The sequence below is a fragment of the Bradyrhizobium sp. LeoB3 genome, assembly GCF_055456055.1.
In genome coordinates this window covers 41,247-59,392 of record NZ_JBVBEF010000040.1, presented here as the reverse complement: position 1 = coordinate 59,392, position 18,146 = coordinate 41,247, and the positions used below count along the sequence as shown (strand labels likewise).

General features: G+C 65.7%; 16 protein-coding genes and 2 tRNA genes. 13 read left to right on the top strand and 5 right to left on the bottom strand.

Annotated features, from left to right (window positions below; genetic code table 11):
* Positions 1-70: 70 nt before the first annotated feature.
* Positions 71-1,144 (bottom strand): tRNA (adenosine(37)-N6)-threonylcarbamoyltransferase complex transferase subunit TsaD, encoded by a 1,074-nt coding sequence (tsaD, locus tag ACZXDY_RS24205; protein WP_464347231.1) that lies wholly within the window; start codon positions 1,142-1,144, stop codon positions 71-73.
* A gap of 134 nt (positions 1,145-1,278) precedes the next feature.
* On the opposite strand from tsaD, the gene ACZXDY_RS24200 reads away from it, so the two are divergent.
* From ACZXDY_RS24200 to ACZXDY_RS24185, 4 genes are all read left to right on the top strand, one after another.
* On the top strand, positions 1,279-2,016 hold the full coding sequence (locus tag ACZXDY_RS24200; protein WP_464347221.1) for a uroporphyrinogen-III synthase: 738 nt from the start codon (positions 1,279-1,281) through the stop codon (positions 2,014-2,016).
* A 112-nt stretch (positions 2,017-2,128) separates the two neighbouring features.
* Complete coding sequence (locus ACZXDY_RS24195) at positions 2,129-3,397, top strand: COG4223 family protein (protein WP_464347220.1); 1,269 nt, start codon at positions 2,129-2,131, stop codon at positions 3,395-3,397.
* A gap of 7 nt (positions 3,398-3,404) precedes the next feature.
* Positions 3,405-5,186 (top strand): heme biosynthesis HemY N-terminal domain-containing protein, encoded by a 1,782-nt coding sequence (locus tag ACZXDY_RS24190; RefSeq protein ID WP_464347219.1) that lies wholly within the window; start codon positions 3,405-3,407, stop codon positions 5,184-5,186.
* A gap of 90 nt (positions 5,187-5,276) precedes the next feature.
* A tRNA-Thr gene (locus ACZXDY_RS24185) sits at positions 5,277-5,352 on the top strand.
* A gap of 94 nt (positions 5,353-5,446) precedes the next feature.
* On the opposite strand, the gene ACZXDY_RS24180 is transcribed toward ACZXDY_RS24185, so the two are convergent.
* Positions 5,447-6,496: a polysaccharide deacetylase family protein gene (locus tag ACZXDY_RS24180; RefSeq protein WP_464347218.1), complete on the bottom strand. Its 1,050-nt coding sequence runs from the start codon at positions 6,494-6,496 to the stop codon at positions 5,447-5,449.
* 283 nt (positions 6,497-6,779) lie between these two features.
* On the opposite strand from ACZXDY_RS24180, the gene ACZXDY_RS24175 reads away from it, so the two are divergent.
* Positions 6,780-7,004, top strand: coding sequence for a hypothetical protein (locus ACZXDY_RS24175; protein WP_464347217.1), 225 nt, complete (start codon positions 6,780-6,782; stop codon positions 7,002-7,004).
* A gap of 59 nt (positions 7,005-7,063) precedes the next feature.
* On the opposite strand, the gene ACZXDY_RS24170 is transcribed toward ACZXDY_RS24175, so the two are convergent.
* Positions 7,064-8,755 carry an MFS transporter gene (locus ACZXDY_RS24170; RefSeq protein WP_464347216.1) on the bottom strand — a complete coding sequence of 564 codons (1,692 nt, stop codon included), beginning with the start codon at positions 8,753-8,755 and terminating at the stop codon, positions 7,064-7,066.
* A gap of 250 nt (positions 8,756-9,005) precedes the next feature.
* Here ACZXDY_RS24170 and ACZXDY_RS24165 point away from each other — a divergent pair, with 250 nt between their 5' ends.
* From ACZXDY_RS24165 to ACZXDY_RS24145, 5 genes are all read left to right on the top strand, one after another.
* Positions 9,006-10,391 (top strand): cytochrome P450, encoded by a 1,386-nt coding sequence (locus ACZXDY_RS24165; RefSeq protein WP_464347215.1) that lies wholly within the window; start codon positions 9,006-9,008, stop codon positions 10,389-10,391.
* A 46-nt stretch (positions 10,392-10,437) separates the two neighbouring features.
* Positions 10,438-11,847, top strand: coding sequence for a DUF5939 domain-containing protein (locus tag ACZXDY_RS24160; RefSeq protein WP_464347214.1), 1,410 nt, complete (start codon positions 10,438-10,440; stop codon positions 11,845-11,847).
* 235 nt (positions 11,848-12,082) lie between these two features.
* On the top strand, positions 12,083-12,586 hold the full coding sequence (locus ACZXDY_RS24155) for a tellurite resistance TerB family protein (protein ID WP_028165197.1): 504 nt from the start codon (positions 12,083-12,085) through the stop codon (positions 12,584-12,586).
* A 229-nt stretch (positions 12,587-12,815) separates the two neighbouring features.
* Complete coding sequence (locus ACZXDY_RS24150) at positions 12,816-13,595, top strand: SDR family NAD(P)-dependent oxidoreductase (RefSeq protein WP_464347213.1); 780 nt, start codon at positions 12,816-12,818, stop codon at positions 13,593-13,595.
* A gap of 127 nt (positions 13,596-13,722) precedes the next feature.
* Positions 13,723-14,526, top strand: a complete 804-nt coding sequence (locus tag ACZXDY_RS24145; protein ID WP_464347212.1) for a glutamine amidotransferase — start codon at positions 13,723-13,725, stop codon at positions 14,524-14,526.
* A 154-nt stretch (positions 14,527-14,680) separates the two neighbouring features.
* On the opposite strand, the gene ACZXDY_RS24140 is transcribed toward ACZXDY_RS24145, so the two are convergent.
* Positions 14,681-14,756, bottom strand: a tRNA-Ala gene (locus ACZXDY_RS24140).
* Between the two features lie 180 nt (positions 14,757-14,936).
* On the opposite strand from ACZXDY_RS24140, the gene ACZXDY_RS24135 reads away from it, so the two are divergent.
* From ACZXDY_RS24135 to ACZXDY_RS24125, 3 genes are read left to right on the top strand one after another with little or no spacing between them, the layout of a single operon-like run.
* Positions 14,937-15,227, top strand: a complete 291-nt coding sequence (locus tag ACZXDY_RS24135) for a YggT family protein (protein WP_028165194.1) — start codon at positions 14,937-14,939, stop codon at positions 15,225-15,227.
* Positions 15,228-15,252: 25 nt separating this feature from the next.
* Positions 15,253-15,582, top strand: a complete 330-nt coding sequence (locus tag ACZXDY_RS24130) for a DUF167 domain-containing protein (protein ID WP_464347211.1) — start codon at positions 15,253-15,255, stop codon at positions 15,580-15,582.
* 1 nt (position 15,583) lies between these two features.
* The gene (locus ACZXDY_RS24125) at positions 15,584-16,468 is read left to right on the top strand and encodes a bifunctional methylenetetrahydrofolate dehydrogenase/methenyltetrahydrofolate cyclohydrolase (protein WP_464347210.1); all 885 of its coding nucleotides are present in this window, start codon (positions 15,584-15,586) and stop codon (positions 16,466-16,468) included.
* A 142-nt stretch (positions 16,469-16,610) separates the two neighbouring features.
* Here ACZXDY_RS24125 and ACZXDY_RS24120 read toward each other — a convergent pair whose 3' ends face one another.
* Positions 16,611-18,092 carry a M20 family peptidase gene (locus ACZXDY_RS24120; protein WP_464347209.1) on the bottom strand — a complete coding sequence of 494 codons (1,482 nt, stop codon included), beginning with the start codon at positions 18,090-18,092 and terminating at the stop codon, positions 16,611-16,613.
* Positions 18,093-18,146 lie beyond the last annotated feature (54 nt).

Below are 18,146 nucleotides of genomic sequence, written 5' to 3'. Positions count from 1 at the left end.
CGCAAATCCGACCTCTCCCCGCAAGCGGGGCGAGGTGGCACGGCGTCTGCGGCGTGATCCTTCAAACATCTCAGAATCCCGCGCGGGTGTTGGCGTAGCCCGCAGGCGCCTTGGCGTTGGCGTCGAGCAGCCAGCGCGCGCGCGGGGGCGCGTCCATTGTGTCGGTGAGGCCGAGCGCCATCCGCTCGGCGCCGGCCCAGGCGATCATCGCGCCATTGTCGGTGCAGAGCGCCGGTGGCGGAATGATCAGCGTCGTCTGCGCCTTGGCGGCAACATCCTGCAGCGCGCCGCGGATGGCGTGATTGGCGGCGACGCCGCCGGCCGCGACCAGCGCGCGGGGCGGACCGAATTGCTCCTGGAACAATCTCAAACCGACGCTCAACCGGTCGGCGGTCGATTCCAGCACCGCGGCCTGAAAACCGGCGCAGAGGTCGCTGACATCCTGCGGCTCCAGCGGCGCCAGTCGGCTCGCCTCGTTGCGCACGGCGGTCTTCAGGCCCGACAGCGAGAAATTGGCGTCGGGACGGCCGAGCATTGGCCGCGGAAATGCAAAGCGCGTGGCGTCACCGCCCTCTGCCGCGCGTTCCACCTCCGGCCCGCCCGGATAGGGCAGCGACAGCATCTTTGCGATCTTGTCGAAGGCCTCGCCCATGGCGTCATCGACGGTGGTGCCGAGCCGCACATACTGGCCGACGCCGACCACGGCGACGATCTGGGTGTGGCCGCCGGAGGCCAGGAACAGGCAATAAGGAAACGCCAATGCACAGGTGAGCCGCGGCGTCAGCGCATGCGCTTCCAGATGGTTCACCGCGATCAGCGGCGTGTCGTGCACCATCGCGATCGCCTTTGCCGTGGTGAGGCCGACGATGACGCCGCCGATCAGGCCAGGACCTGCGGCAGCAGCGACGGCGGACAATTGCGCATAGCCGACATCAGCCTCTTTCATGGCGCGATCGATGATACCGTCGAGCAGGTCGACATGAGCGCGCGCGGCGATCTCCGGCACCACGCCGCCGAAGCGCGCATGCTCTTCTGTCTGCGAGCGCACGATGTTGGACAGAATCCGTCCGCTGCCGTCGCTCTGGCGCTCGACCACAGCGGCTGCGGTTTCATCGCAGGTGGTCTCTATACCCAACACCAGCATCGGCGTGTCGTTACCCAAGTTCGGTCCTTGTGCTATTTCGCGTGCTATCTTCCGTTCCGTCACTCGGTAGCATTGTGAGGTCACAGCGTGCAATCGTCGGTTCTGCCCTAAATGTCGCTCCCGAAAGCCTGAAGATGGCCGTTCTTGTCACGCGCCCGCAAGGAGATGGTGAGGCCACTGCCGATAGTCTGCGCAGCCTGGGTTTTGAGGTATTGCTCGCACCGGTGCTGCGGTTCGAGGTGCTGCCGTTCCAGGAAGACGATGCCGCGGACTATGACGCTGTCATCGTCACCAGCGCCAACGCGCTGCGCGCCGCTGCGCCCCAGCTCGCCGGCCATGCGCTGCTTCGCCTGCCGCTGTTTGCGGTCGGAGAGCATACCGCCGCCGCGGCCCGCGAGGCCGGATTTGGCGAGGTGGCAAGCGCCGACGGCGATGCCACCGCGCTCTATGAGCTCGTGCGGGCGCACAGGAAAGCGAAGAAACTGAAAAAGGCGGCAACTTTGCTTTATCTCGCGGGCGCCGATCTTTCGCGCGATCTCGCCGGCGAGCTGGGCGAAGCCGGCTTTACAGTCATAACCCGCACGACATACCGGATGAGCCCGGTGGCGGGACTGCCGCGTCCGGTGTGTGACGCTTTCATGGCTGGTGGTATCGAGGCCGTGCTGCATTATTCCCGCCGCAGCGCGCGGGCGTTTCTCGATGCGGCGCGGGCCGAAGGCCTCGAAATATCGGCCCTGGCGCTGCCGCATTGCTGCATTTCGGCTGCTGTTGCCGCCGTCCTGCGCGAGGCCGGAGCCACCCAGGTCGTCACCGCCGCCTCGCCGGACGAAAATGCCCTGTTCGAAGCCCTGACGCGTGCTTTGCGGCCCTGATTGGCTTAAGAGAACGGTCCGATTCTGGTAAGTCTTATTCTGGTAAAGTCTCGTTCTGGTAAAGTCTTGGCTTTCCCGGTTTCGGCGTATCAACAGTCAAGGGAACCGCTGCATGGTCGATGAGAGGCCCGAAGACACCGAATCGGCGGCGGATTCCTCCGCCCGGTCGCGGCGCGCGCCGCCAACCATCGATCTCAAGGCGACCGAGGTGTCGAGCGAACCGCCCAAGACGGATTCCGTGGATAGCGCTGAGGCGGATAGCGAAAATGTGAGCGGTGAAGCGGCCGCCGCCGAGGCGGCGCCGCAACCCGAGCCTGCGATGGAGACGGCCGCAGCCGCGCCGGATCCGGAACCCTCCTCCGCCGAACCTCCGCCTCGGCCGATCTCGCCCTGGGTGATTGCGCCTGTTTCGGGCGCTGTCGCTGCCGCGCTGGTGATCGGCGTCGGCTGGTTGCTCGGCTGGCCCGCGGTACAACCGGCGCAGCCGCCTGTGCCGCAGCTTAGCGCCGGCGCTATCGACGAGCTCACGGGGCGTGTCGCAGGCGTCGAAGCGAAGATCGGCAGGCAGGCTTCAAGCGATCAGGCGCTGGCCGCGCGGATCGACGGGCTGGAGAAATCCGCGAATGCGCTGCGCGGCGAACTTGCGGCATCACGCGCGCAATCGGACAAGCTGGCCACGGCGATCGATCAGGTGAAATCGATGCCACGCGATGGGTCCGCGTCCACGCCGGATCTGTCAGCAGTCAACGATCGGATTTCAAGAATCGAGAGCGCGGTACGGAAGCAAACGGCTGAGCTCGCCCAGCAAGGCAACAAGATCGCGGAAGTGGGCGCAGCCGATGCAAAGCTCGCTGACGATCTGCCGCTGCGCCGCGTGGTTGCCGCATCGCTGCTCGATGTCGCGGTCCGTCACGGCGATGCCTATGCCGCGCCGCTCGAGGCCGCCAAGCAGTTTGCGGAAAACCCTGATGCGCTCAAGCCGCTCGATGCGTTCGCGGCCTCCGGCGTGCCGAGCGCCGGCGCGCTCTGCCGCGAGCTGCTCGAGATCGTGCCAAGGCTTGCGCCGCCCCCGCCGTCGGCCGCGGCCACCACCGGCACCGGCATCGTCGATCGCCTGCAGGCCGGCGCGGCCAAGCTCGTGCGCATCGAGCGCACCGATGCGACGGGTACCGATCGCGGCAGCGTGGTTGCGCGCATCACCCAGGCCGCACTGCGCAACGATCTCGGCGAGGCGCAGCGCGAACTGAAGACGCTGGCGCCCGCCGATCGCGCGGCGGCGCAAGCGTGGCTCGAAAAAGTCGAAGCGCGCGCCGCAGCGCTGGCGGCCTCGCGAACATTTGCCGACAACGCCATGGCTGGGCTCGCGAAGGCCGGACAGTAGGTTCTCCATGATCCGGATCATTCTGTTTCTCGTATTGATCGCGCTTGCCGCGGCCGGCGCGGCCTGGGTCGCCGACCAGCCCGGCGATGTCGTGCTGTCCTGGGGCGGCGGGCGCGCGGTAACCACGCTGCCCGTGTTTGCGCTGGGGCTCGGCATCGTCGCGGTCGTGGCCGTCATCGTCTGGTCGATCCTGTCCTGGCTGTGGCGGGTGCCGGCCCGCATCCGGCGCGGCCGGCGCGAGCGCCGTCATGCCCGTGGCCGACATGCGATCACTCAAGGGCTGCTCGCGATCGGCCATGGCGATTCGACGGCGGCGCGGCACCATGCGGAAACCGCGCGGCGTCACGCCGGCAGCGATCCGCTGACGCTTCTCCTCCATGCGCAATCGGCGCAGCTCGATGGCGATCGCGAGGGGGCGCAGCGCGCGTTCCGCGCAATGGCCGAGCGCGAGGATACGCGGCTGCTCGGCCTGCGCGGCCTGTTCATCGAGGCGCAGCGTTCGGACGATGCGGTCGCCGCGGTCATGATCGCGGAAGAGGCGCTGAAGGTTTCGCCGTCCTCGTCATGGGCCTCGCAGGCCGTGCTCGGCTTCTGCTGCGCCAAGGGCGACTGGGCCGGCGCGCTTTCGATCCTCGACAACAACCAGAGCTCCGGCCTCATCGACAAGGCGACCTATCGGCGGCAGCGCGGCGTGCTGCTCACCGCACGCGCGCTGGAGTTCGAGACCGTCGACCGCGATTTGTCGCGCGAGAGCGTGATGGAGGCGATCAAGCTCGCGCCGACGCTGATCCCGGCCGCGGCGCTTGCCGCCAAATATGAGAGCGAGGCGCATCAGGTTCGGCGCGCGATGAAGATCGTCGAGACCGCGTGGCTGTCGCAGCCGCATCCCGAGCTCGCCGATGCCTATGCGCATGTGAAGCTCGGGGACTCCGCGCGGCAGCGGCTGGTGCGGGTCGAGACGCTGGCGGCGAAGACGCCTGATAATATCGAGGGCGCGCTCGCGATCGCGCGCGCGGCGATCGACGCCGCCGAATTCGCCAAAGCACGCGAGGCGCTGACGCCGTTCATCGCCGCGCCGACCCAGCGCGTGGCGCTGTTGATGGCCGAGATCGAGCGCACCGAGCATGGCGACAGCGGCCGGGCCCGCGCCTGGACCTTGCGCGCGGTGCGCGCGCTGCACGATCCGGCCTGGACCGCGGACGGCTATGTCAGCGACCGCTGGCGGCCGGTCTCACCGGTCACCGGCCGGCTCGATGCCTTCCAGTGGCAGACCCCGGTCGCCGCACTCCCGTCCGACAAGGGCCCGGCGATCGAATCCTCGCCGTTCGAGGAAGCGATGCTGGCCTCGAAGCGGATTGAGCTGCCGAAGGAAGCCCCGCCCGCCCCGCCCGCGAAACCGCTCGAGCGAGTGGCCGAAAAGCCGGTCGACATCATAAAACCGGTTGAAGCAGCGCCGCCCGCCCCGCAGGACAACACGCCGCCGGCCGCATCCCCGGCCCCGGTGGAACCAGCGCCCGCCGCCCCGTCGGTGACGGCATCCGCCCCGCCAGCTCCACAGCCGGCCCCAGCCGAATCATCGCCCGAAGCGGTGGCGCCATTGTTCCGCGACCGCCAGGACATCCCCAAAACGCCGCCGGCGCCGATTCCGGCGGTAATTCCCATCGTCCGCGCCCCCGACGACCCCGGGATCGAGGAAGACGGCACCCGCGACGAATTTTCCGAGCAGATCGGGCCGCCAAAGGCCCAGGCCGGCGGCTGGCGCGGATTTCTGTCCCGCTGGGGGAGCTGAGACGCGGTCAAATGGCCGCGTCAATCTTGCCAATCGGGGCTACGCCCGATATCAGTGCGCACGCTTTCCGGCTAAGTTGCCGAACGGTTCGCCGCAATAGCTCAGTTGGTAGAGCACGTCATTCGTAATGACGGGGTCGGGGGTTCGAGTCCCTCTTGCGGCACCATCGCTCAAAAACATTTTCGATATTTCCGAGCGCCCTCAAAAACGTGGATGGCCGGGACGAGCCCGGCCATGACGACGATACGCTATTCGATCGGTTACTGCTGGGACACCGTCTGCACCACGCTGGAGAGCGGGCGGGCGCTTACTGCCGGGACCTTCATGTCCTTGACCATGAGGGCGTCGTATTCGGGCAGGGTTTCCAGCGGCTCCTTCGCCTTCATCTGGACGACCTTGTAGCCGCCGGCCTTCAGGCGACGCAGCAGCGTCGGCAGGGCTTGCGCGGTGTGCTTCTGCAGGTCGTGCATCAGGATGATGCCTTTGCCCTGCTTGTCCAGCTTGGTCATGACGGTCTGGATCACCTGGTCAGGCGAGCTGGACTTGAAGTCCAGGGAATCGACGTCGACGGAGAACATCGCGATGTTTCGGGAGCCGAGATAGCCGAGCGTCGCCTGGGTGTGGGCGAGCGCGGGGAAGCGGAAGAACGGCGAGGGCGCGGTGCCGAGCGCCATCTTCACGGCGCTGAATCCCTTTTCGATCTCGTCCTTGGCCTGCTGCTCCGTCAGCTTTTTGCTGTCGAGATGCGCGTGCGACCAGGTGTGCGAGCCGATGGTGTGGCCGGCGGCGGCGACCTGCTTCAGGATCTCCGGATGATAGGTGGTGTGCAGGCCGATCGGGAAGAACAGCCCCTTGGTGCATTCGTCCGCGAGCGCCTTCAGCACCGCCGGCGTGGTCGGCCACGGGCCGTCGTCGAAGGTCAGCACGACCTCCTTGTCGGTCAGGAAGTCGAACTGCTTGTACTGCAGGAAGCCGAAGCCCGGGCCGCCGGTGGTGTCGATGACGACCGTGCGGCTGACGCCGAGCGCATCGGGATTGGTGCAGGTCGATTTCGCCTGCATCGGGGTCGGCGCGGGAGCAGGGGCGGGCGCCGGCGCGGCAGCCGCCTGTTTGGACACCGTGGCGGTGGTTTCGACATCGTCCTTGGCGGCCGATTTCGCGGCGGCTGGCGGCAGCGAATCCGCCGGCCGGGCGGCGACGGTTTGCGGCGGCGCCGCATCGGCCCGCGGCGCGGCAGTCCAGAACCACACTCCGGCGATCACGACCGCCGCAACAACAACGGCCAGCATCAGGCCTATCGGATTACGCATCGCTACTCTCTTGGGAAACTCGGGGCTCGCTCGTAACGATCCATTAGTGCCAACGAGGTCTTAACGCGATCCCAACGCGCTTGCCTTTGCCGAAGAAATTTAGGCTGTTGTTCTGCGTGATGGTCATCACAGACGCTTGCGGCGATGCAGCACAGCGTCTTTGCAGGCTCGTCCGTTCGGCCGGAACCGAGCCGCGGGTGCCGTCGTTTGAACCTTTCTTCGAGGTGCGTGAACAATATAGCACGCCGTTGTCCTGCCTATTGCCAATATGAAGGCTTGAGAAATGACCAGATTGCTGTTCGTCATTCCGCTGCTTCTGGTGGCGTCCGCGGCCTCGGCGCAGCAGCAGCAGCAGCAGCAGGGGCGGGAAGCCTGCACGCGCGACGCGTCGCGATTCTGCCGAGCGTATCTCGACAAGGGTGATGATGCCGTGCTGGCCTGCCTGAAGGAGCACCGTGGCCGCCTGACCAAGGCGTGCCAGCAGACGCTGACCGCGCACGGGCAGTAACGGCTCCTGTCATTCCGGGGTTCGCGTCTTCGACGCGCCCCCGAAATGACGGCAAGGGGTCAGGTGCTGCTGCCGGCCGCCGTCGCGACGACCGGCAATACTTCGGTGGCTCCGGGGTCGGGCGTCTCGTCTTTCCAGCGCACCGAGCCGAACGGGCGCTCCAGCATGCGGCGCACCCGTATCGGTTCGGGACCGAGATGGAAGGCGATCGCCTTCAGATGCAATTCGCGCTCGGACTGGGTGGCGCGGTTGCGCTGGCGCAGGTAATCGAGCCAGGTCGGGCAGTGATAGCGCTCGGTCCACAATTCGGGATCGGCGATGTCGCGCGCGATTGACCAGCCATAGGCGCCGTTGCGCTGCCGGCTGAGCTGCACCTCCAGCATCACATTGTGGAAGGCGCGGGCGCTCTCTTGTGCGACGCGGTACTCGATCTCGACCACCAGCGGCCCGCTGCGCGGCGTGAGCGGCATGCGGACCTCGGGATCCGCGAGCATCTCGGTGGCGTCCTCATTGCGGGCGCCGACCGGTGGCATCCTGAGCCATAGTCCCAGCAGTGGCGACAGCAGCATCAAGGCGGCGGAGACCAGCAGCGCGATCTCGACGCCGGCGGCATCGGTGAGCCGGCCCCAGCCCCAGCTTCCGATCGCGATTCCACCGGCGATCGCGGCCTGAAACGCCGCCAGCGAGCGGCCGGCGACCCAGCGCGGCGCCGAGAGCTGCACGCCGATATTGAACAGCGCGATCGCCATCATCCAGACCGCGCCGGCCAGCACCAGCGCCGCGGCGGTCACCACCGCCAGCTTGCTGATCGCAACCGCGGCGATCGCGCCCGCCATGGAGATGGCGCAGACGCGCACCGCCGCTTCGCCGCTCATCCGCTTGCGCACCTCCCCGATATTGAGGGCGCCGAGCACCGCGCCCATGCCGAAGGCGCCGAGCATGATGCCGTAGGTCTGGGCGCCGCCATGCAAGAGGTCGCGCGCCACCAGCGGCATCAGCGCGGAGACCGAGCCGCCGATGATGCCGGTGACCAGCGTGCGCGTCAGCACGATCTTGATCGACGGCGAATGATTGATGTAGCGCATGCCCGAGACGATGGCGCGGTTGAGCCGCTCGCGCGGCAGCCGCGACGGCTCGCTGACGCGGTCCCAGAGGAACAGCACGATCAGGAGCGGCAGATAGAACAGGGCGTTGAGCGCAAAGGCGGCCACCGCGCCCGCGGCTGCGACCACGATGCCGCCGATCGCCGGCCCGAAGCTGCGGGCGATGTTGTAGCTGATGCCGTTCAGCGCCACCGCGGCGGGCAGCGTTTCGGGCGGCACCTGCTCGTTGACCGAGGACTGCCAGGCCGGGCCGAACAGCGCCATGCCGCTGCCGACGATGAAACAGAGCGCGAGCAGGATATTCGGTGTCACCAGGTCGAGCCAAGCCAGCGCGGTCAGAACCGTGGCGCCGACCAGCGCGATCAGAAGCGACACCATCGCCACAATCCGGCGGTCGTGCATGTCGGCAATGGCACCGGCCGGCATCGAGATCAGCATGACCGGCAGCATCAGGGCGGTCTGCACCAGCGCCACCTTGTCGGCTGCGGATGTCATCTGCGTCATCGCCCAGGCGGCACCGACCCCCTGGATCAGGATCCCGAGGTTGGAGAGCAGGCTCGCCAGCCAGATGCGCCGGAACACTGAATGCCGAAGCGGCGCCAAGATGCCGTCGGAGGCAGGGCTCGGGCGTCGCGGCGATGCTGTCATGGTGGTTCCGTGGTCCTCTGTTGGTTGGCTGTCTGATTCCGGCCGCCGAGTGATGCCCGTCAAACGCCCGCATTGTCCAGTCGTCATGCTGTCATTTCCGTTCCGCAAAAACACGGCCTGGGAGCGAGGAGCGGTCGCGAGGTAACAAATGCGCGTGTTCGGCGAACTCTCCCCGAGAACGCTGTTTTACGTCTTCATCACCCCCGGATGGAGAGCGTAGACTCGGTGGATCGAGACTGGAGCAAGCACCATGAGCATGGCCGAAGTCTACGAGCTGCCGCTTGCGCGAAACCGGCTGGTGCCGCCGGCTCCGCCACGGGCGCCCGACGATTTGTCCGCCTTCAGGCGCATGACGCTGATCAGCCGCAGCCCGATCGCAAGCTGGAGCCAGCGCGCCTATGAGGAGGAGATCGTCCGCGGCCGCTTCTTCGGCCGCAGCAGCTTCATCCTCAACACGCCCGATGCGATCAGGCATGTGCTGGTCGACAATTATGAGAATTATACGCGCACGCCGGCCGCCTTCCGGGTGTTGCGCCCGATGCTTGGCGAAGGTCTTCTGATCGCCGAGGGCCGTGCCTGGAAACATCAGCGCCGCACGCTCGCGCCGGCCTTCACGCCGCGCGCGATCACGCCGCTGGTGCCGCACATGGTGGCCGTGACCGACGAGACCATCGCAAAGCTCAGGGCCGCGAGCCATGGTCCGGTAGACCTTCGCGAGACGATGCAGCGGATGACGCTCGAGATCGCCGGCCGCACCATGTTCTCGTTCGGCATGGATCGCCATGGCGGCATCTTGCGCGATTTCGTCGTGGAATATGGCGAGCGATTGGCGCGGCCGCGCTTCCTCGACATGCTGCTGCCTTTGAGCTGGCCGAGCCCGCAGGATTTGGCGCGCGCCCGCTTCCGCAAGCGCTGGACCGCGTTCGTTGCCATGCTGATGGCGGAGCGCCGTGCCGCCGGCAAGACCAGCGATGCGCCGCCGCGCGATCTGTTCGATCTGATGGTTGCTGCACGCGACCCCGAGACCGGTCAGGCCTTTAGCGACGCGCAGCTCGGCGACGAGATCGCGACCATGATACTGGCCGGCCATGAGACGACCGCGACCGCGCTGTTCTGGGCGCTCTATCTGCTTTCGCTCGATCCGGCGACGCAGGAGGAGCTTGCCGCCGAGGTGAAGGCGGTCGCCGCAAGCGGTGGGCTCGAGATCGAGCGGTTGAAATTCACCCGCGCCGTCATCGACGAGACCATGCGGCTCTATCCGCCGGCCTTCCTGATCGCGCGCGCCGCAGCGGGGGCGGATACGATCGCCGGCATGCCCGTGAAGAAGCATGACGTGGTGATGATCGCGCCATGGCTGCTGCACCGGCATGAGAAGCTCTGGCACGATCCGGCGGCATTCGTGCCGTCGCGTTTCCTGACCGGCACGCCGCCCGATCGCTTTGCCTATCTGCCGTTCGGTGTCGGCGCACGGGTCTGCATCGGCGCGCATTTCGCCCTTGTCGAGGCGACGCTGGCGCTGGCGAAACTGATCGGCGCCTTCCGTATCTCGCTGGGCGACAGACAGCCGGTGATGCCGGTCGGGGTGGTGACGACCCAGCCCGACCGCTCGCCGATGTTCACGATCAAGCCGAGATAGCCAGACCTTGCGTTTCGGCGCGGGTCATCTCATCTAAGGTTGCGCCATGAGCGATACCCAGGCCCAGTTTGCAGTGTTGAAACAAACGGCCGATCCGGCCGTCGTCGACGAAATCGCGCGGCTGATTGCCGATGGCGATGATCGCGATCTCAACCGCATCAACGCTTTGGACTTCGCCGGGCGTACCGGGCTCGACGAGGAAAAGGTCATTTCCGGTTTCCTCCACTCGTCACGGCTCGGCCTGTTCGACATGAGCTGGAACGTGCTCTGTCCCGGCTGTGGCGGGGTGCTCGATGCGCACTCGACGCTCAAATCGCTGCGTCACGACGATTACAATTGTGCGCTCTGCGCCGCCGGCTACGAGGCTTCGGTCGACGAAATGGTCGAGGTCGCCTTCACCGTCAGCCCGCGAGTCCGCCGCATCGGCGCGCATGATCCTAACACGCTGCCGCTCTGGGACTATGTGCGGCAGATGTTCTGGAGTTCGGGTGTCGACATCAACGACGAATCGTTTTCGCGCCTGATCAACGAAGCGACGCTCGAAGCGCTGGAACTGCCCGCCGGCGAGAAGGCGATCCTGTCGCTGAACTTGCCCAGCCAGTACGTCATCGTGTTTGAGCCGGTGACGCATTCGGCCCACTTCCTTGACATTCAGGGCGAGCCGACCACCGATCGCCAGCAGCTTTCAATCGTCTACAACAAGTTGAAGGCGCCGACCGGCACGACGGTGCTGCGACCGGGGCCATTGCGGCTCACACTGGAAAACCAGGCCGGCGTCCGCGTGCTGCCATCGGTCTGGATTGCCGGCGACGCGCTGCACCAGATGCTGGGCAGGCGCAAGCCGATCCTCACGGCGAAGCGGATGCTGAGCAATCAGACCTTCCGTGATGTCTTCAAGGCTGACAATCTCAACGTCGACCAGCGATTGAAGATCACCTCGCTGACTTTTTTGTTCACGGATCTCAAGGGCTCGACCGCGCTTTATGAGCGGGTCGGCGACCTCGCCGCTTTCGATCTCGTGCGTGCGCATTTCCATGCGCTGCTCGAGATCATCGCGTCCGAGCACGGCGCCGTGGTGAAGACCATTGGCGATGCCGTCATGGCGACCTTCATCAAGCCTGAACATGCGCTCGCCGCCGGTCTACGCATGCGCGCGGCGATGAAGAAGCTCAACGACGAGCGCGGCAAAGAGGACCTGATCGTCAAGATCGGGATTCACGAAGGTCCTTGCCTCGCGGTGATGCTGAACGAGCGGCAGGATTATTTCGGCCAGACCGTCAACATCGCCGCGCGTGTTCAGAGCCTGTCGACCCAGCAGGAAATTCATATCACTGCGCCGGTGATCGATTCGCCGGAGGTGCTCTCCATTCTCAGGAATGCGGAGATCCGGCCGATCCAGAAGGAAGCGGCACTGCGCGGCATCGCCGACAAGATGGTGGTGTACGAGATACCGTGACGCGCTTGTCGTCCCGGCCTTGAGCCGGCACCCATACCTCGTGATCTATCTGTGAGGCGATCTGCTCGACGCCTTCGCCAAGTAACCGCTCCTTGTGGTTATGGGTCCGTCTTCGCGGGGACGACAAGGGAACAGATTGCCTAAACGTAATGCAGGCCGCAGAACCGGCGCGATTGCGCGGGTCGGGTTTCCACGCCATATAGGTCCCGTACCCTGTCAATCGATAGAGGCGTTGATGCTTGACGGACTTCGCCAGTTCATTGCCGATATTGTGTCGCCCGACGCGCAGGCGGATCGGGCATTCGATGACAATGATTATCGTCTTGCCGCCACTGCGCTGCTCGTCCACGTCGTCTCGATCGACGGCGAGCCGAGCGCGAACGAGAAGCGCAAACTGCACAGCCTGATCGAAAGCCGCTTTGGACTCGATCGTGGCACCGCGGACAAATTGATCGCGTCCGCAACGCGGATCGAAGGCGAAGCGGTCGATCTCTATCATTTCACGAGCGTCATCATGCGGCAGGTCAACGAGGAGGGGCGCCTGCGCATCGTCGAGATGATGTGGGAGTTGGTTTTTGCCGACGGCCAGGTCAGCGAGTTCGAGGACAACGTGGTGTGGCGAGCGGCGGATCTCCTGGGTGTCTCCTCGCGTGATCGCATCGATCTCAAGCGCCGCGTAGGCGAAAAGCAGGCGAGCCTGCCCCGGGGTCCCTGGGGTGTTGCCGACGCGGCAATCTGACACTGCGTTCGCGGGCTGTTCGCTTCCCGCCGTGCAGATGACGAAACTTTAATGTACATCGCGCAACCGGCCGGTTTGCGCGCTAAGCCCCAAAATGATGCATTCCGATCGCGAAAGCGGCCGGCGCTGCATGCGGATATGCCCGCGGGTGGCTTGCGCCCGACCACAAGCCTATGCTCTCGTTCGGCCGTTCGTAACGGGCCCTGTGATTCATTAAGAGCATTCGATCGTGACCGAGTGTGTGACGCTGATTACCGGTGCATCGGCGGGTATAGGCGCCGAGCTGGCGCGTGTTTTCGCATCCAACGGTCATCGTGTGGCGTTGGTGGCGCGCCGCGCCGATCGCCTCACGGCGCTCGCCAGTGAAATCGCTGGCAAGGGTGGTGCAGCGCCGATCGTGATTCCGTGCGACCTCGAGCAGCCAGATGCCGGGGACAAGATCGCCGCCGCGCTGGCCGAGGCCGGCGTCGAGGTCGAATATGTCGTCAACAATGCCGGCTTCGGCGTGTTCGGCTACGCGAACAAGCGCGACCGGGCCGACCAGCTCAACATCATCAACGTCAACATCCGCGCGCTGACCGATCTGTCGCTGCGATTTGCCGATTCGCTGATCCGCCATCGCGGCGGCATCCTCAATGTTGGTTCGATCGCGGGCTTCCTGCCGGGGCCGGGCATGGCGGTCTATTACGCTTCCAAGGCCTATGTGCTGTCGTTCACGGAGGCGCTGCGCAAGGAGCTCGAGCCGCACGGCGTCCGTGTCACCCTGGTCTGTCCGGGGCCGGTGCCGACGGAATTCCAGGCCCGCGCCGGCTTCGCACCCGGATTTGATTCCGCGATCCTCAATGTCTCGCCGGCGGAGGTCGCGCGGCAGGCCTATGGTGGCTTGATGGCAAACAAGCGGGCGGTGCTGCCCGGCCTCTTCATCAAGGTGGTGCCACTGCTGCTCCGATTTTTCCCGCGGTCATTCATCCTGACGGCGGTCGGCGGTTTCCAGCTACGTCGGCGCTGACGCAAACCAAAGGGCTCCAATCTGGCCCGCGATTTGCTTTAAAATTTTCGATGAGTTGGCGTGAACTCACCCGAAATTAAGAATTGCTTAGGCATGCTGCCAGCTTGCTGCATGCCGCTTGAGGTCGATGTCGTCACGATCTGAAAAAGCCAATGTCGTGCTGCCTTTCCTCGATGGAAGGCGCGCAGCCGTCACCCCAACCGGACCTGCCTCCCTGCTGCCGGTCCTGATCGTCCTGCACCAGGAGACTTCCAAGCCCGGCCGCGTCGGCAACGCCTTGCGCGCGCTCGGCCATCCCCTGGATATCCGCCGCCCGCGGTTCGGCGATGCGCTTCCCGAGACACTGGATGAGCATGCGGGCGCCATCATCTTCGGCGGCCCGATGAGCGCCAATGATGGCGATGATTTTGTGCGGCGGGAGATCGACTGGATCGAAATTCCGCTGCGCGAGCAACGGCCGTTTCTCGGCATTTGCTTGGGGGCTCAGATGCTCGCCAAACAGCTCGGCGCCAGCGTCGCGCCGCATCCGGAAGGCCGCGCCGAGATCGGCTATTATCCGATCCGCCCGACCGAAGCAGGCCGCGCGCTTTGCCCCTATTGGCCGCAGCAGGTCTACCACTGGCACCGCGAGGGATTCGAATTGCCTGACGGCGCCGAGCTTCTCGCCGAGGGCGGCGACTTTCCGGTGCAGGCGTTCAGATACGGACACGCCTTCGGCTTGCAGTTCCATCCTGATGTCACCTACGCGATGATGCATTGCTGGACCACGCGCGGCGGCGACCGCCTGGATTCGCCCGGCGCCCGCCCACGCCATCAGCATTTCGCCGACCGCGCCGTCTACGACGCGGTCGAGCGGGCATGGCTGAAGCATTTCATCGACGATTGGCTGGCGCGCGTGCCGATGGCGGTGATGTCGGAGGCGGCGGAGTAGGGGGTGCGCGCGGGGTAACGGCGCAATCCAGGCTTTCGTAGGCAGGTGGGTTGCGGAGAAAAGCCCGTCGTCGCCCTTCGGGCTATGCCGGGCACCACGCTTCACCCCTCGGGCTCTGCGCGGCTGCGCCACGCGTAGCCCGAAGGGCGAAGCGTGGTGGAGCCAGGCGGGATCGAACCGCCGACCTCATCATTGCGAACGATGCGCTCTCCCAGCTGAGCTATGGCCCCGTCCAGACCGGTCCGTGCTGAGCAGTGCGGCCGGCAATCGGCGCCATTTACCGTCCCGCCCAAGCCCAAGTCAAGAACAGTAAACGCCCGGTTTTTGGCCACGTTGATCCGGAAGTTCCCTTGTTTGTGCAGGGGCGAACCGATATTTAGCTCGTTGTCCCACCCGCGAGCCCCCACCACATGCGCGCCATCCTCGACATCGTCATCATTGTCCTTGACCTCTATGTCTGGCTCCTGATCGCCGCTGCGATCCTGTCGTGGCTGGTCGCGTTCAATGTCGTGAACACGCGCAACCAGTTCGTATCAGCGGTGGCCGAGTTCCTGTACCGGATCACGGAACCTGTGCTGGCGCCGATCCGGAAGATCATGCCGAATCTGGGCGGGCTCGATATCTCGCCGATCATCGTCATTCTGCTCATCATGTTCATCGAGCGGGTGATCATGTACTACGTCTATCCCAACGTGATCTGAGCGCCCTTCGGCCGGTGACCGATCCTTGGCAGATCTCCCTTGGCGCTATTCCACCGGTGGCATCAGCGTCGCACTCCGCGTGACGCCCCGCGGCGGCCGCGACGACATCGATGGGATCGAGACGCTGTCCGACGGCCGTAATGTGCTGAAGGTCCGGGTCCGCGCCATCGCCGACGGCGGCGAGGCCAATCGGGCGGTAGTGGGCCTGCTTGCCAAGGCGCTGGGCGTGCCCAAGGGGCGGGTGAAGATCCTCTCGGGCGCCACCTCGCGGCTCAAACAGGTGGCGATCGAAGGCGATCCACGGCAGCTCGGTGACACCTTGCGCCAACTGACTGCACCCAACGCGAAGGATTGAGATGACGGCTCACATCATCGACGGAAAAGCCATTGCAGCCGACCTCCGCGCACGCGTCGCGGAGGAGGTTGCCCGCGTCAAGCGCGAACACGGGCTGGTGCCGGGGCTGGCTGTGGTCCTGGTCGGCAACGATCCCGCGAGCGAAGTCTATGTCCGCAGCAAGCACACGCAGACCCAGGCCGCCGGCATGGCCTCGTTCGAGCACAAGCTGCCGGCCGATGTCGCACGGGCCGATCTGCTGGCGCTGATCGGCAAGCTCAACCGCGACCCGGCGGTGCACGGCATCCTGGTGCAACTGCCGCTGCCGAAATCCATTCACACCGAAACCATCATCAATGCCATCGATCCGGCCAAGGACGTCGATGGCCTGCATCCGAACAATGCCGGGCGGCTCGCTGGCGGCTTCGCCGCGCTGTCGCCCTGCACGCCGCTCGGCTGCATCATCCTGACCAAGAGCGTGCATGCCTCGCTCGAAGGCATGAATGCGCTGGTGATTGGCCGCTCCAACCTGGTCGGCCGGCCGCTGGTGCAGTTGCTGCTGAACGAAAATGCGACGGTGACGATCGCGCATTCGCGCTCGCGCGACCTGCCGAAGCTCGCCGCTAGCGCCGACCTGCTCTATGCGGCGGTCGGCAGGCCCGAGATGGTGCGCGGCGACTGGATCAAGCCGGGCGCGACCGTGATCGATGTCGGCATCAACCGCATCCCCGTAGAGGGCGGAAAGCCGCGTCTGGTCGGCGATGTCGCCTATCAGGAGGCGCTGAGCGTCGCCGGCGCGATCACGCCGGTGCCGGGCGGCGTCGGGCAGATGACGGTGGCCTGCCTGTTGGTGAACACGCTCCGCGCCGCTTGCGCGATCGCCGGCCTGCCAGCGCCGGGGGTTTAGGCCAACCCTGTCATTCCGGGGCGTCCGAAGGACGAGCCCGGAATCCATTGCTCCACTGGCGCCTGCGGCCCGATGGATTCTCTGATGTGCAATTGCACATCAGAGCTCGCGCTCCGCGCGCCCCGGAATGACGGCTGGGTGCTTATCCCGCGCTGTTCTCGATGAATCGCCGATAGAACCGAATCATGTCGGCGTAGCCCTCGATGCTGAGGCGCTCATTGGTGCCGTGGAAGCGCTTCAGGTCGTCGCTGTTGGCGCGCACCGGAGAGAAGCGGAAGATGTTGTCGGCGATCCCGGCATAGTGCCGCGAATCGGTTGCGGCGATCATCAGGCCGGGCGCGACGATGACGTCGGGATAGATCTCGCGGATGGTGCGGTTGAGCGTCTGGTAGGACGCGCTGGCTGTGCCGGTCACCGATGGCGGATCGGTATTGCCGGGAAACTGCTTGATCGAGATGCGATCGTTGCCGACGGTGGAGCTGACGTGATCAGTCACGCTTGCCTGGGTGTCGCCGGGAAGCAGCCGGAAGTTGACGGTGGCCTCGGCGCGGCCGGGCAGCACATTGTCCTTGTCGCCGGCATTGAAGATGGTGAGCGCGGTGGTGGTGCGAACCATCGCTTCTGTCGGTCCGGTCTTCTCGAACTCGCGCAGGAGCAGTGGCTTGAACAGCCAGAGATTCGACAGGATCACGCGGTTGGCGCCGCTCATCTCGGGCGCCAGCGTGTCGAACATCTCCGACACCGTGGCGCGGATTTGCATCGGCAGGCGGTGATCCGCAAGCTTGACCAGCGCCGCGCTCATCATGCCGATCGCGGTCTCGCGCGGCGGCATCGAGGAGTGGCCGGGCGTCGCCTGCGCCGACAGCACCAGCGTGGCATAGCCTTTTTCGGCCACGCCGATCAGGGCAGCTTGCCTGGCAAGCCCCTTCATGATGCCGTCGGTGATCAACAGGCCTTCGTCGAGCACGAAGTCGAGCTTGATCCCGCGCGAGGCGAGCGTCGCGGCGATCGCCTTGGCGCCGCGCGTGCCCGCGACCTCCTCATCGTGGCCGAAGGCGAAATAGATCGTCCGCTTCGGCTGAAAGCCGGCTTTTGCGAGCGTCTCGGCGGCCTCCAGCATCGCATAGAGGTTACCCTTGTCGTCCCAGGAGCCACGGCCCCAGATGAATCCGTCGGCGATCACGCCGTCATAGGGCGGCTGCTGCCAGTCCTTGTCGGTGCCGGGCGCGACCGGCACCACGTCCTGATGCGCGAGCAGGGCGATCGGCTGTGCCCTCGGATCGCTGCCTTCCCAGGTGTAGAGCAGGCTCAGGCCGGCGATGACCTCGCGCTTGGCGGCGGCATGAAACGCCGGGAAGCTTTTCTCGATATGGGCCTGCATGCCGCGCAACGCCGGGGCATGCTGTTCGGGCTTTTCGAAGCTCGAGATGGTCCTGAAGCGGATTGCCTCGGCCAGCCGGGTGGCGGCGGCTTCCGCATCAACGGCCGCGCGCGGGATGGCCGCGACCTGGAGCTGCCGCGAGCCGCGGCTGAAGACATTGAAGGCGAGCACACCGGCAAGGACGAGCGCTGCTGCAACCAGGAGCAGCACGGCCTTGCCGATGATCTTGATGAGCCGGCGCAATCGTTCCCCCTCGACACTTTCATGCCCCGGAGGCGCCGCACTGCGCGTACGGGA